This is a genomic window from Sediminibacterium salmoneum NBRC 103935 (assembly GCF_000511175.1).
GTDB classification, from domain to species: domain Bacteria; phylum Bacteroidota; class Bacteroidia; order Chitinophagales; family Chitinophagaceae; genus Sediminibacterium; species Sediminibacterium salmoneum.
Window position 1 is genome coordinate 2,360,813 of sequence record NZ_KI866530.1, and the last position, 14,728, is coordinate 2,375,540.

General features: G+C 38.2%; 6 protein-coding genes and 1 tRNA gene. 5 read left to right on the forward strand and 2 right to left on the reverse strand.

The window, feature by feature from the left end; translation table 11 throughout:
- The 3 genes from P767_RS16850 to P767_RS0111060 form a co-directional block, all read left to right on the forward strand.
- The coding region (locus P767_RS16850; protein ID WP_037351762.1) for a TonB-dependent receptor domain-containing protein at positions 1-2,435 on the forward strand (2,435 nt) is incomplete at its 5' end.
- A gap of 48 nt (positions 2,436-2,483) precedes the next feature.
- Entirely contained in the window at positions 2,484-3,920 is a 1,437-nt protein-coding gene (locus P767_RS0111055; protein ID WP_026764546.1) for a SusD/RagB family nutrient-binding outer membrane lipoprotein, read from the forward strand.
- A 44-nt stretch (positions 3,921-3,964) separates the two neighbouring features.
- On the forward strand, positions 3,965-5,443 hold the full coding sequence (locus tag P767_RS0111060; RefSeq protein ID WP_026764547.1) for a calcineurin-like phosphoesterase C-terminal domain-containing protein: 1,479 nt from the start codon (positions 3,965-3,967) through the stop codon (positions 5,441-5,443).
- 116 nt (positions 5,444-5,559) lie between these two features.
- Here P767_RS0111060 and rho read toward each other — a convergent pair whose 3' ends face one another.
- On the reverse strand, positions 5,560-7,251 hold the full coding sequence (rho, locus tag P767_RS0111070) for a transcription termination factor Rho (protein ID WP_026764548.1): 1,692 nt from the start codon (positions 7,249-7,251) through the stop codon (positions 5,560-5,562).
- Positions 7,252-7,525: 274 nt separating this feature from the next.
- On the opposite strand from rho, the gene asnS reads away from it, so the two are divergent.
- Both asnS and P767_RS0111080 read left to right on the forward strand, forming a co-directional pair.
- Positions 7,526-8,977, forward strand: a complete 1,452-nt coding sequence (gene asnS / locus P767_RS0111075) for an asparagine--tRNA ligase (RefSeq protein WP_026764549.1) — start codon at positions 7,526-7,528, stop codon at positions 8,975-8,977.
- Between the two features lie 142 nt (positions 8,978-9,119).
- Positions 9,120-9,192, forward strand: a tRNA-Phe gene (locus P767_RS0111080).
- 526 nt (positions 9,193-9,718) lie between these two features.
- Here P767_RS0111080 and P767_RS0111085 read toward each other — a convergent pair.
- The gene (locus tag P767_RS0111085) at positions 9,719-14,524 is read right to left on the reverse strand and encodes a RecQ family ATP-dependent DNA helicase (protein ID WP_026764550.1); all 4,806 of its coding nucleotides are present in this window, start codon (positions 14,522-14,524) and stop codon (positions 9,719-9,721) included.
- Positions 14,525-14,728: the final 204 nt, after the last annotated feature.

The following is a 14,728-nucleotide window of genomic DNA, read 5'->3' on the forward strand; positions in this document are numbered from 1 at the left end:
CGAATGGTGCTTTGTTAATCACTACCAAATCTGGTGCAAGAAAAGACAAGGGTATTGGTGTTACCGTTAATACCAATACAAGCATCAATACGGTGTTAAGATGGCCGGATTATCAATATGAATATGGTCAGGGAACAGGCAGAGGCTTGAATGCTGCCGGGGAAAAATATTATAGCTATGGTGCTTCTGCGGATGGAGCCAGTACCAGCGGAACCAGCAGTGCGTTTGGTCCCAGATTCAATGGTCAAATGTATTTTCAGTATGACCCAACGGTTGAAGGTCAATCTCCGGAAAGACGTCCCTGGGTAGCACAACCCAACAATATCAAAGGTTTCTGGAGAACGGGTTCTACCATCACCAATAATATTTCTATTGAAAGCGGAAATGAAAACGGTTCAGTACGAGCTTCACTTACCCATTCTAAAAATGAATGGATCATGCCGAACACGGGTTTTGAAAGAGTTACCGCAGCATTAAGTGTTAGCCAGAAAGTGTCGGAGAAATTGCGCTTTGTTTCAAAAGTAAATTACACGAACAAAACCAGTGACAATTTACCGGCAACCGGATACAATAATCAGTCGATTGCGTATTTCATGATTTTCCAGAATCCTAATGTAGACCTTAGCTGGTATAGACCTATCTGGAAAAGAGGACAGGAACAAATTGATCAGGTACACCCCTTCAGTAGCTTTATAGATAATCCTTACCTGATTGCCTATGAAATGACCAATGGAGTAAGAAGCAATGCCTTCCTGGCTAATATGGCTGCTACTTATACATTCAATAGCAAGTTCAATTTGATGTTGCGTTCAGGTATTGATTTTTCCAGTGAAATCAGAAAACAACAAAGGCCCTATTCATCAGCCAATTATCTAAGAGGATTTTATAAAGAACAAAACATACAGGACTACGAAATCAATACCGACTTTCTCTTATCCTATAAAGACAAAATTGGGTCTGATATCAATGTAACCGCTTCTGTAGGTGGCAATGCCATGAGTACCAAATACTCCAGAGTAGATGCCAGTGTCATAGGTCTGGTAATTCCCGGTGTTTATATGTTGAGCAATGGAGTGGGAACACCAGAAGTAGTGAATGTGGCCAGAAATAAAAAAGTCAACAGCTTATATGGAACAGCGTCTTTAGCTTATAAGAACAAGTGGTTTGTAGATGTAACCGGAAGAAATGACTGGTCGAGTACTTTGCCTATTCAAAACAATTCTTTCTTCTACCCTTCTATTAATACCAGTGTTATCCTGAGTGATATCTTACGTTTGCCTGCATCCATTTCATTTGCTAAACTTCGTTTATCTGCAGCTCAGGTGGGTAACGATACCGATCCGTATAAAACCAGCAAATACTATGGTACCAGCCCATTCCCGGGTTCTGGTTCTGTACCAACGCTATTACACAACGTGAACTTTAAACCGGAAATTTCTACCAACTATGAAGCGGGTCTGGATATCCGTTTGTTTAAGAGCAGATTAAATCTGGATCTTACTTACTATAGCAATACTACCAGAAACCAGATTCTGGAAGTTCCAATGGATCCAACAACCGGTTATTCAAGAGCGGTCCTGAATGCTGGAGCAGTTAGAAACCGCGGTATTGAAGTGGTTTTAACGGGTAGTATTATCAAGAAGAAAAACTTTAGCTGGACTTCTATTTTAACCTGGGCCAAAAATCAGAACCGTGTGCTTGAACTGGCAGAAGGAATGGAAGGAAAGCAGGATATTGGCTATGGCGGAAATGCAACCATTCAGGCAAGAGTGGGTGGAACCACCGGGGATATTTACGGATTTGGATTTTTACGTTCACCCGATGGCCAGATTGTTTACAATGCAGCAACCGGATTGCCTGCACGTCCTCAGGAAATTCAATATATCGGATCTGCTTATGCAGATTGGAAAGGGGGAATCAGAAATGAATTCACTTATAAAAACTATCGATTCAGTTTTTTAATAGATGGTCAGTTAGGCGGTATGATTTATTCTCAGAGTCATCATAAAATGATGGAGCAGGGAAAATTAAAGTCAAGCTTGCCTGGTCGCGAAGAGAATTATATCATTGGTGTTGGTGTTGTACAAAATCCTGATAAATCATACTCACCCAATACAACCAAAGTATTGCCAGTGGATTACTACGGAGATTATTACAGAAGAGCCAATGTTGAATCCAATTCATTTGATGCTTCTTATTTAAAACTGCGTGAAGCAAGATTAGAGTATAATTTCCCCAAAAACCTTTTAGGTAAATCATTCTTTAAGCAAGTAAGCGTTGCCCTTTACGGAAGAGATTTATTAATGATTTCCAGCTTCCCGGTTTTTGATCCGGAAACAGCAGCTTTAAACGGAGCAACTATTTTACCAGGAGTAGAAATGGGTCAATTGCCATCGAGCAGAACCATTGGCGCTAATATCACTGTTAAGTTTTAATTGACTACCCAATTGTAAAAACCAATTCACGCAACAACAAAAATTTTTATGAAAAATATATTATCTGTTTCCTTATCTATCATGATGCTACTGTTTGCAGCATCTTGTACCAAGGATTTTGAATCGGTGAACACCGATCCCAACCGCGTAAATAAAATCAGCCCCGGCACTTTATTGAATCCAATTATTTATGAAGTGTCTTCGTTCAATATGCGAAAGGCCGACGACTTTACATTTAACCTGATGCAGGATATGTTACCTTTCCCAAGTGTAGCCGGAGGGGTTCACAGATATGATATTACAGAAACTGCAGGCAACTCTACCTGGACTACTTATTACCGTTGGTTAACGAATCTAAAGGAAATGTACAATTCTGCGGTAGAACAAAAGGATCCGAATTATCAGGCAATTGCCATGACGTTGAATGCGATGATTTATTCCAACTTAACCGATTGCTTCGGAGATATTCCAATGGAAGAAGCAACCAAGGGAGACGAAGGAATTTTCAGACCCAGGTTTACTACCCAGCAAAAAGTGTATGAGAAAATCTTAGCCGATCTGGATTCCGCCAACAATTTATATGTAACCACAAGGCCCATGGTTTTTGGCACTGATATGTTGTATGCCAATAACGTAAGCAACTGGAAAAGATTCACCAATTCTTTGCAGATGCGCTTGTTACTGCGCCTGAGCAAAAGAGCTGAATTGGGTACCTTGGCTAAGTTGAAAGCCATCATTGATAATCCAGTAAAGTATCCGGTGTTTACCTCTAATGATCAGGCAGCTATTTTAAAATTATCCGGTGTTACTCCCTTTGTGTCACCCTGGGGCAGGGCAATTGATTTTACCACTTTTCGGGCAGCAGGATTATTCTTCACCGACAACCTGAACGATTTTAACGACCCAAGAAGAGCCAGATGGTTAACACAGGCGAGAAACAAACTCAACAATGCCAATATTGGATACAAAGGTATTCCGAGTGGATATGCAGGAAGCGATAACCAGTTTGATTATGTTCCATCTAATAAAAACATTGCATTGGTAACAGCACCCATGTCTGTTGTTTTGATGAGCTATGCCGAAGTAGAATTAATCAGAGCAGAAGTGGAATTCAGGAACAACAATACTGCTGCCGCAAAAGCGGCTTATGAAAGAGGCGTTAAAGCTTCCGTTGAGCAATGGGGTGCCGTTATGCCTGCCGATTATTTTACCAATACAAAAGCAGCATACAACAATACGCTGGAGCGAATCATGCTGCAAAAATATTATGCATTGTACTTTACCGATTTTCAACAATGGTTTGAATACAGAAGAACGGGCTTCCCGGTAATGCCAGTAGCTGATGGTATGTTGAACAATAAAATCATGCCGGTAAGATATCGTTACCCGCCTGCAGTACAAAGCACCAATACAGAAAATTACAACCAGGCGGTACAAGCCATGGGTGGAGACAATATCAATATTAAAGTGTGGTGGGAGAAATAGCTCAATACTCCTTAAAAAATAACAACAAATAGATAGAACAGAAAATGAAACGCAGAAACTTTTTAAGAAATATAGGATTCACCGGGGGCATATTTGCTTTGCCTTCTGTGATGGCTGAAACTGGCAATACAGGATTCGAAAAAGAAAACCAGTTATTGGTAAAGGGTAAGGTAATAAGTAATGGTAAGGGAATTCCGGGTGTGAGTGTTACAGATGGCATTCGTGTTTACCAAACCAATAAAAACGGGGAGTATGCATTTTTAGCAAATGAAAATGCCGACTTTGTTTATATGAGTACGCCGGCTGGATATGCATTTACACATCAAAATCATATCCCTCAATTTTTTGTACCCGTTAAGGGGAAACGCGGTACATTTTCTCATGATTTCGTTTTGGAAAAATTATCGGTAGATGATCAGCAGCACAATTTTGTTGTGTGGGCAGACACTCAAATGATTTCTGCTGATGATTGTGCACAACTGAAAGCCACCACTGTTCTGGATTTTAAAAACCTCATGCAGCAATATCCAGCCAATACCTTGTTTCATGGAATTGGCTGTGGAGACCTGGTTTGGGATAAGTTTGAATTCTTTAAGGATTACAAGGAAGCCATTGACATGACGGGTGTTCCATTTTTCAATGTAATTGGCAATCATGATATGGATTTGAACTCAAGAACAGATGATTATTCTGCTGAAACGTTTAAAGAGCAATTCGGACCCACGTATTATTCATTTAACAGAGGATCTATTCATTATGTAGTGTTAGATGATGTGTTCTTTATTGGTACTGCTAAAAAATACATTGGCTATTTTACCGAGACCCAGTTGGCCTGGTTAGAGCGAGACCTTCAGTTTGTTGCTCCGGGTACCACAGTGGTAGTAAACCTTCATATTCCCACTTTCACGGGTGCTCCAAAAAGAAATAAAAAAGAAGAAGATTTCGGAGGAACGGTTTCCAACCGTAAAAAACTGTATGCCTTATTAGCTCCCTATAAAGTGCATATTATGTCGGGCCATACCCATTTTAATGAGTCATGGGAACAGGATAATATGATGGAGCATAATCATGGAACGGTTTGTGGTGCCTGGTGGACAGGACCTATTTGCGGAGACGGAACGCCCAGGGGCTATGGTGTTTACGAAGTAAACGGATCGGATATTAGTTGGTATTATAAGAGTACCGATAAGGATAAAGATCATCAGCTAAGAATCTACCCCAAGGGATACGATAAAAACAATCCCGAGGAAATTGCAGTGAATATCTGGAATTGGGATACGAAATGGAAAATTGAATGGCTGGAAGATGGTGTATTCAAAGGTGCGCCAACACAAAAAGTGGCAAAAGATCCCTGGGCCGTTGAATTGTATGAGGGTCCGGCTCTTCCTCAGAAACACAAGTTTGTTGAGCCAACACTAACCGAACATTTGTTTTTTATAAAGCCATCATCTGGGGCAAAGAAAATTACCGTAAGAGCAACAGACCGATTTGGTAAAACTTTTGAAGAGTCGATTAGTCTTTAATGCTTTGGTTATTAGCAGTTGATTACTGGGGGCAGTTATCAAAAAAAGGGCACCGTTTTATTGCGGTGCCCTTGTCAATTTTATAGGAGTGCGCCAGCTTACCCGGCGCAAAAAAACTATCTGTTCATACTGGCCAGGAACTCTTCGTTGTTCTTGGTTCCGCGCATACGCTTCAGCAATTCGTTCATGGCTTCTTCTGAATTCATGTCGTTTAAGAAAACGCGAAGAATATTCATACGCTGCAACACTTCCTTGTCTAACAACAAGTCGTCGCGACGGGTAGAAGAACCCACCAGGTCAATAGCAGGGAAGATACGCTTGTTGGCTAATTTTCTTTCCAGCTGTAATTCCATATTACCGGTACCCTTGAATTCTTCAAAGATCACTTCGTCCATTTTACTTCCTGTTTCAACCAGAGCTGTTGCAAGAATTGTAAGCGAACCGCCGTTTTCAATTTTACGAGCAGCACCAAAGAATTGTTTGGGCTTCAATAAAGCGTTTGCTTCCACACCACCACTCAATACTTTGCCACTCGAAGGAGCCACCGTATTGTGTGCTCTTGCCAAACGGGTAATTGAATCCAATAAGATTACTACATCATGTCCGCACTCTACCAAACGCTTTGCTTTTTGTAAAGCAATAGAAGAAACTTTTACGTGTTTTTCAGCTGGCTCATCAAAGGTAGAAGCAATTACTTCTGCATTTACGCTACGCTCCATATCGGTAACTTCTTCCGGACGTTCGTCAATCAGAACAACCATCAAATACACTTCTGGGTGGTTAGCAGCAATCGCATTCGCTACTTCTTTCAACAACATGGTTTTACCCACTTTCGGTTGGGCCACAATCAATCCACGCTGTCCTTTACCAATAGGTGTAAACAGGTCGATGATACGGGTACTATAGTTACTGGGTGTAGTAAATAAATTCAATTTCTCAAACGGGAATAGCGGAGTCAGGTAATCAAAAGGAACCCTGTCTCTAACTTCATCCGGCCGCTTGCCGTTGATAAAATCCACTTTTAATAAAGCGAAATATTTTTCACCTTCTTTCGGAGGACGTACAGAACCGGTAACGGTATCTCCTGTTTTTAATCCAAATAATTTAATCTGCGAGGGCGATACATACACGTCATCCGGAGAAGATAAATAATTGTAATCAGAGGAACGAAGGAAACCATAGCCGTCTGGCATCATTTCCAGTACACCCTCCCCCGGGATAATTCCTTCAAATTCTATATTGAAAGCGGGTTCTTTTTTAGGCTGATGCTGATGTCTTGGACGCTCCTGTTGCAAAGAAGTTTCGGGTGCCTGCGCTTGTTCGCCATTGTTCTCGCTGGCTTCCAGTGTTTGAATAATGGCAGCAGCAATATTGGCGGTTGGATCGGATTCGCCGGATTCTTCGGACTTAGCTCCTTCCACTTCTGGATTTTCCAAACGAGGTCTTGGGCCGGGTCCTTTTTTGTTGTGAACCGCTTTTTTAACCGGACGACCCTGACGGGCATCCTCTCTTTTCGGCGCCGCTTTTTCGGGAGCAGCAGGTTCAGCAACCACAGGTGCTTCCTGCATTACTTCTGCTTCTTCTATAGAGCCTGTAGAAGTTTTAATGTTCACTGCCTTTTTAGGTCTTCCGGCTTTTTTTGGAGCGCCACTTTCTTTGGCCGTACTTTCCTGTACAGCCTGAGAATCAAGGATCTTATAAATTAGTCCTTGTTTGTCTAATTTTTTTGCTCCGGTAATTTTTAAATTTTCTGCTATATCCAGTAGTTCTGGTAATAGCATGTCATTTAACTGAAGAATGTCATACATAAATAGAAATGTTGTTTGGGGGGTATCAATTTCAAACGATAAAAAAGGTTAATCCTGTCTAAGGAAATCAAACTCAGAAAGGCTAATTGGGTTGATTTGGAAAGAGAGTAACTGAAAATTAAGTACGTAAAAAATCGACTTATCAGCAGTGTTTCCAGTGCAATGTTACAAAATATTGATAAAACCAACCATTTTAATTGATAAAAAATGATCAAACTAAAGCGAAAACCTATTGAATCTCCCATCAAAAGCCCCGTTTGGTTATCTTTGCGCCATGTTTAACACTAGAATCAAGATAAAAACCCTGTTGGCCACTGGAAAACCAGGCGATCAGGTAACGGTAATGGGTTGGGTGCGTACCTTTCGCAACAATCAGTTTGTGGCATTGAATGATGGCAGTACCAATAATAATTTACAGGTAGTAGTAGAATTGGGTTTGTTGAACGAGGAAACGCTAAAGCGGATTACAACTGGCGCATCTTTAAAAGTAACCGGCGAAGTGGTTGCTTCTGTAGGTAAGGGACAAACCATTGAAGTAAAAGCGGCGACCCTGGAAATACTCGGCGACAGTGATGCAGAGAAGTATCCGCTCCAACCGAAAAAACATAGTCTTGAATTTTTAAGAGAGAAAGCGCATCTGCGTTTTCGTACCAATACTTTTGGTGCAGTATTCCGCATAAGACATTCATTGGCATTTGCTGTTCACCAGTTCTTTAATCAAAAAGGATTTGTGTATTTGCATACACCTATCATCACCGCAAGTGATGCAGAAGGTGCAGGTGAAATGTTCAGGGTAACAACATTACCCATGGACGGCACTGCTCCAAAAGACGCAGCAGGTAATATAGATTACAGCGAAGACTTTTTCGGAAAGAGCACCAACCTAACCGTAAGTGGTCAATTAGAAGGTGAATTGGGTGCCATGGCATTTTCTGAAATCTATACATTCGGACCTACATTCAGAGCAGAGAATTCCAATACAACCCGCCACCTGGCTGAGTTCTGGATGATTGAGCCTGAAATGGCCTTCCATGATATTGAAGACAATATGAACCTGGCGGAGGAGTTTATTCAATACCTGATTCGTTATGCCATGGAGCACAACAAAGAGGATTTGGAATTCTTAGACCAGCGTTTAGCAGAAGAAGAAAAACAGAAGCCACAAAATGAACGTGCAGAAATGGGCTTATTGGAAAAACTGAATTTTGTAATCAACAACAAATTTGAACGCATTACATACACCGAAGCTATTCAGATTTTATTGGACAGCCCTGCGTACAAAAAGAAAAAATTCAAATACGATGTAAGCTGGGGTATTGATATGCAGAGTGAGCACGAACGCTACCTGGTAGAGAAGCACTTTAAGAAGCCGGTAATTGTTACAGGATATCCTGCAAAAATCAAGGCTTTTTACATGCGTCTGAACGATGGATGTGAACCAGGAAAAGAAACCGTTGCAGCCATGGATATTCTGGCACCAGGTATTGGAGAGATTGTAGGTGGCTCACAAAGAGAAGAACGTCTGGACAAACTGGAAGCTCGTATGAAAGACATGCATATTCCTGCTGAAGAAATGAGCTGGTATTTAGATACCCGTCGTTTTGGAACCGTTCCACATGCCGGATTTGGATTGGGATTTGAGCGTATGGTGCAGTTTGTAACGGGTATGACCAATATCAGAGACGTGATTCCATTCGCCAGAACACCAAAGAATTGCGAATTCTAAGAAAAAAAGAGTGGATAATGCGTGAATAACCGTTCCACTCCTTATATTTGCAACCCCGAAGGGGGAATTTTATAGAACATCAAGCGAGGTAACGAGCGTAAGATGTTCTTAATCCCGATGAAATCGGGACTACTCGACTAAAGGTGCGGTAGCTCAGTCGGTAGAGCAAAGGACTGAAAATCCTTGTGTCGCCGGTTCGATCCCGGCCCACACCACAAGAACCTCAACAGCAATGTTGGGGTTTTTTGTTTCCGTACATGGGATTGTCCTTTCTTATTCAATATCCACTAGTGCTTATGTAATTGTTTTTTATTTTTTGTTCCATTTTAATTTAATTTTTGTCAAGGAGGCTAAAATATAAGTTCGGATCAAAGTTGCCTCATAAGTAAACATTATTGTAACAATCCAATCAAATAATTAAATTAAAATATACTACTACTTAAAGAAACACAGCTAATTCCTATTGACGTTTAATATGTTGATTAACAAAAGAAAAAGATGGAAGCATAAAGAGAGGCTATCCCAAATTGCCCTCACGAGATTTTTATTTAGTTCATAGTATAGATGAAATTCATGATAATGAATTTCTAGATACTTTTAGGACTAGACATACAGTGAAGTAACTATTGAAAGTTAATTTAAAATAATTATCAATTAACATACAACTATATTCTAGCACGTGGTTCAGATTGCACCATAAATCACAATAGAAAATTTCCAAATTGTTAATTTGGAAGAAACTTATGATTTTTTCAAAATCAATTGAGGTAGGATAATTTTTGATTCTTTGTCTTTTGCTTCGTCTTTCCAATAAACAATAAAGTTCACTTTAGCTTCCACCATTCTGAATCCCTTGTCATATCTGTCTCTCAATATTTCCCTGAATTTTTGAGAGAATTTACAAATTAAATCTCCATTGTAATTCCCTAATCCATCTTCCATCACTTGAAGAGTAGAACCACTAAATAGTTTGTTGATTCTATGTTGTACAAACTCAAAATATCCTAATTGAACATCCTTATGTGTTAAATACAATGCAATTTGTTCTGGCTCTGAATATGTATTTGAATCTGATTTGTAAAACAAGGAATCAGTCGAGTAGTTTTTTAAATAATTCCCGTTGTAGTGTATTGATAAATTAGATTTTACTCTTGTGATTGCTACATATAACTGGCGTTTGTCTTCATCAGTTTGTGGCATAAAATTGTTCAATAATAAAAATACATTATCAAACTCCTTCCCTTTGGCTTTATGAATTGTTGATACATATACTATTTCTGAATCAATTTTTATAAAATCCTCAATTTTTGATTCGAACAACAAAGACCTCCAATCACTTTTGTATTTCTTTATTGTATTGGTTTCTTCAAAAGTTTTGATAACTGAAATTGCCAACTCTTTTTTGGAGCTGGTTTTGATATGGGTTATTAGTTTTTGTTTTGCATTTGCCCAGTCCTCTTCAAATATTATAGGGCTATCTGTATTCGCATTAATTATTTCAGAAAAATACCGAAGTTCATAAAGGTTGCTCAAATTGAATCCATCATTTGACTGGATCAACTTAGCTTGAACTCCTTTTTGTAATAATAAACTGGTAAGAACTAATGCTTCTTCGTTGGTTTTGGTAAGTACACAACTTGATCCCGAAAGATCAGCCTTACTTATATTATCAGAAAGAGGTACGATTATGTTATTTTTTTGGTATTCTGTAATTTGAATTATACCATTTTGAGATTGACTGGCAAAACACGGGTCGGTTTTCAGCCTTTTACTGATTGTCGATGCCCACATATTGGAGAAGGATACAATATTGTCTTTACTCCGATAATTCTCTGTCAATTCATATTTAATAGCACCTTTTTCTGAAATTAATTCTTGCATAAAAGCAGCATCTGAACCCCTGAATCCATAAATATTTTGATCATCGTCTCCAACAAGAATGACACGCATCTCTTCGTTCTGTTCCATTAAGGCTTTCACTAGTTCGTACTCTTCTTTGTTCATGTCCTGTGCTTCATCTACTACCAAAACAGTTTTAGTAATTCGGAATGTTTCTATATCTCCGGATCTAATTTTTTCTACAGCAGTATTGATAATATTGCCCGATTCCAAAAGACTGCCTACTCTCCCCAACAGGTCAAAACAATAAGAGTGAAAGGTTTTTATCTCAATGAAATTGGCAGCATTACCAATAAGATCCATTAATCGCTTTTTAAATTCGGTGGCTGCTGATCTTGAAAAAGTAAGCATTAATAGTTGTTCGTGCTTTACGTCTTCTGCTAATAAAAGCGAAGCAAGTTTATGTACCAATAATCTTGTTTTTCCGCTTCCAGGACCAGCTGCTACAACTATATATTGATTTGCTGAATCGTTTATTATTTGTAACTGAGCTGGCGAAAGCGATCCAAACAATTTCATGAACTTTTCCGGTGTTAGGGTTCGCCGTATATCATCCTGTCTACTACCTGGAAAGTATTTAGATAAAAATGATGCATAATTTAACCTGAAATAGTCATCTACAAACTGCAAAGAATCACTATAGTTGCGAATCATTTTTTTTGCATATTCTCCTACTATATGAATCTGCTGTACTTTTTGCTGATAAAACTGTTTCAATTTTTCATAGTCGCTCTCTTTGTATTGTATTCGATTGTTCTTTTCAATTCTGTCAATGGTAAGTTTATTATGTACTACTAAAAAACCTCCTTCAATCTTTATTGCCTCAATTCTAGAAAGGTAAAACAAACTGTCTTCTATGTCATCTATACTGGCTTTAAAAGCAAACATACCCTGCTCTTTTTCAATCATCTCTTTTAATTCCTGTACAGAGAATTCAACTAAAACATCTTCTTGTTTGATATCTGCTACGTTTAATTCTAAGGCTTTCTTGTTTAAGTACTCCGTTATCATTTTTGCCAACATATGGCGCTTTTCCTGTTTCGCCATAAATGAATCTTTGTCAATCAACAAAACAATTTGTACATGATTCCTGGAATATTCCAAATTGTGACGCTTAATCCAATTTTTAATAGCCCAAAAATTAATAATTGTTTTGAGTTTATTGAGGGAGCTGTCCTTGATACCTGCACTTAGAAACAGTTCTATTATTTCTTTTAGATGATATGTTACTTCACCTTCTTTTAATAGTTCAAGTAAAACCTCTTCTTGTCTCCTAAAGCTATTTACTATTGAAAGCGATTTGTTTACCGATTCTGCTTTATTAATATAAGCTGTTAGGTCTCTCGTCTGGGCAAGAATGTTTTCTTCTCGCATTAACTCAATATTACGAATAACCTCATCTTTAACTAAGCCCAATTGGTCAGCGATATAATCTATTCTTGATTCTGCTAATTCTTCTGTTGATAATCGTTTACTTTTACTTGAAAAAAGTTTTTTTATAATCCTAACTGCATTAATTTTTTGTGAATCCGAGAACCTGTTTGAGGAATAAATTTTATCAATTGCTTCCTGAGCGTTTTTACTTAGAATACTATTCGCAAAAATCCTTGGCATATTTTGTCCACGTTTCAAATAGCCCGCATCTTCTAAGGCGGCAATAGCAGTGGTTACTCTTGTTTCAATTTCATTAATCCCATCATCCCAACCTGCTTTCCTTGCAATTTCAAGTGCCGAGTTTGACGCCCTGTCCCTTGTTTTTGTAATATCCTTTATAGCTTTCCATATTTGATTGATTTCTTTACTGCTAATCTTTGTTTGATTAAGTAAAATGAAATGTTTGTCTAAGTCTTCTTCATTAAAAAGAATATAACAGTTGGCATTGATGTTTTCATCACGACCTGCTCTTCCAGCTTCCTGTACATAATTTTCCAAGGAATCTGAAATGTCATAGTGTATAACAGAGCCCACGTCACTTTTATCAACGCCCATGCCAAAAGCTGAGGTTGCAACCATTATATTTACCTCCCCTGCCATGAATGCATCTTGATTTTCAGTTTTTTCGTCTTTATCCATTTTTCCATGGTAGGGCCTTGCCACAAAACCATCTTCACTTAATCTTTTAGCGAGTTTATAAGCTCTTTTTGTTCTAGATACATAAACAATGGTTGGGCAATTATTGGATTCAATTAAACTCCTTAGCTGATTATACTTTTCCTCTTCATTATCTTTTCTAAAAACATTATAATTTAGATTAGTTCTTGATGCATTTGCGCTGAAAACATGGAGACTGTGGTTCAATTTCTCTTTGAAATATGCCCTGATATCTTCAATCACCTTTTGTTTGGCAGTAGCTGTAAAGCAAGAAACGGGTATTCTATATTCAAGGCCCTTTTTTTCCTGCAAGTTTTTAATAAAATCACCAATAAATATGTAATCAACTCTAAAATCTTGACCCCATGAGGAAAAGCAGTGAGCTTCATCAATGACAAACCGCGCAATTTTTCTTTTTAATAAGAGACGTTCAATGGTTACTGATCTAAGTGATTCTGGTGATATATAAAGGAGACTCGCAAACCCACTTTCAATTCTTTCGATTGCTTTGCTTCTTTCAATTGGATCTAATAGCCCATTAATTGTAACAGCTTCAGTTATGCCCTTTTTTTCAAGATTATCTACCTGGTCTTTCATCAAAGATTGCAAAGGAGAAATAATTACTGTTAATGCCTTGGCGTTTTCACCACTCATTAATGCTGGAACTTGGAAGGTAATTGACTTTCCTCCGCCTGTTGGAAATACAGCTAATATTGACTCCCCATTAATTGCTGAGGTAACTGCATCCTGTTGCAAAGGCTCATTACCATAGGTTCGGAAGTTAGAAAAGCCAAAGTGTTTTTTTAAAGCAAGTAAAGGATCAAGGGCTTGTTTACAATATTCGCAACTTTGTATACAGGGTTTGTTTCTTAGTAAGAAAAGCAAGCGTTCCACATCTGGATAATTTTTTAAAACCCATGGTGGAGTAATGGAAAATCTATCATCACAATTTAACAAAGACAAAGCATATGCTAAAGCTACAGGTGATGTTTGAATAAATGACTCAAGATCACTTTCGGTGCAAATTTTTCCTTGAAAACAATTTCTAATAAGACGTTTTAATTGATCCCTATTTATCGAAGTTGAATAATTTAAGTATCTGAAAAAATTTTGAAATCCTTTTTGATCAGACAAGAGAAAGTAAAGTATTTCCTTAAACTCTTCATTGAGTTTTTGAAAAGCAGATATTTCATCAAAAAAAAGATTTTTAGACTTTATGGAATCGTTTAAAGGGTTGTTAAGTTCTTCTGTTTGAAGCTTATCATCCTTCAGTAGATGGTGATATGGGTTTTTAGGAAACAATAAAGGAGAAAAAAGAAGCGTGTCAATTGCTTTATTTAAGCCCCAGGTAGAATCAGCAAAATGCTTTTGCAAATGAACCAAATCATGGGCTATGATATTATGGCCGCAAATAAAATGAGAGCTCTCAACAAAACTTTTAAATTCGTAAGGTTGGTTTTTATGAAACGTAGATTCGTCAGATAATATACAACCAATGTCAAGCAACTTATTGCTTGTTGGATTTACTTCGATATCAAAAAAAGCGATTAGTGGCATTTATAAAAGTTCTTCCAGTACTATCCTTCTAATTTAGTCCAAACCATTCAATTTAAAAAAAATCTTCATCTGTTGTGTTTGATATTCAGTCAATTAGGTGGAGATAACATCCTTTTACCCCCCCTCTTTCCGAAGAGCCATAATCCCATAAAAATCATAGGGATAGAGGTTTTATGATGTTTGGGAGAGACTATCTATTGGACG

Excerpts from the sequence above, each read along its gene's own strand:
- P767_RS0111085 (WP_026764550.1), bottom strand. The coding sequence starts at position 14,524 with ATGCCACTAATCGCTTTTTTTGATATCGAAGTAAATCCAACAAGCAAT.
- asnS (WP_026764549.1), top strand. The coding sequence starts at position 7,526 with ATGTTTAACACTAGAATCAAGATAAAAACCCTGTTGGCCACTGGAAAA.
- rho (WP_026764548.1), bottom strand. The coding sequence starts at position 7,251 with ATGTATGACATTCTTCAGTTAAATGACATGCTATTACCAGAACTACTG.
- P767_RS0111060 (WP_026764547.1), top strand. The coding sequence starts at position 3,965 with ATGAAACGCAGAAACTTTTTAAGAAATATAGGATTCACCGGGGGCATA.
- P767_RS0111055 (WP_026764546.1), top strand. The coding sequence starts at position 2,484 with ATGAAAAATATATTATCTGTTTCCTTATCTATCATGATGCTACTGTTT.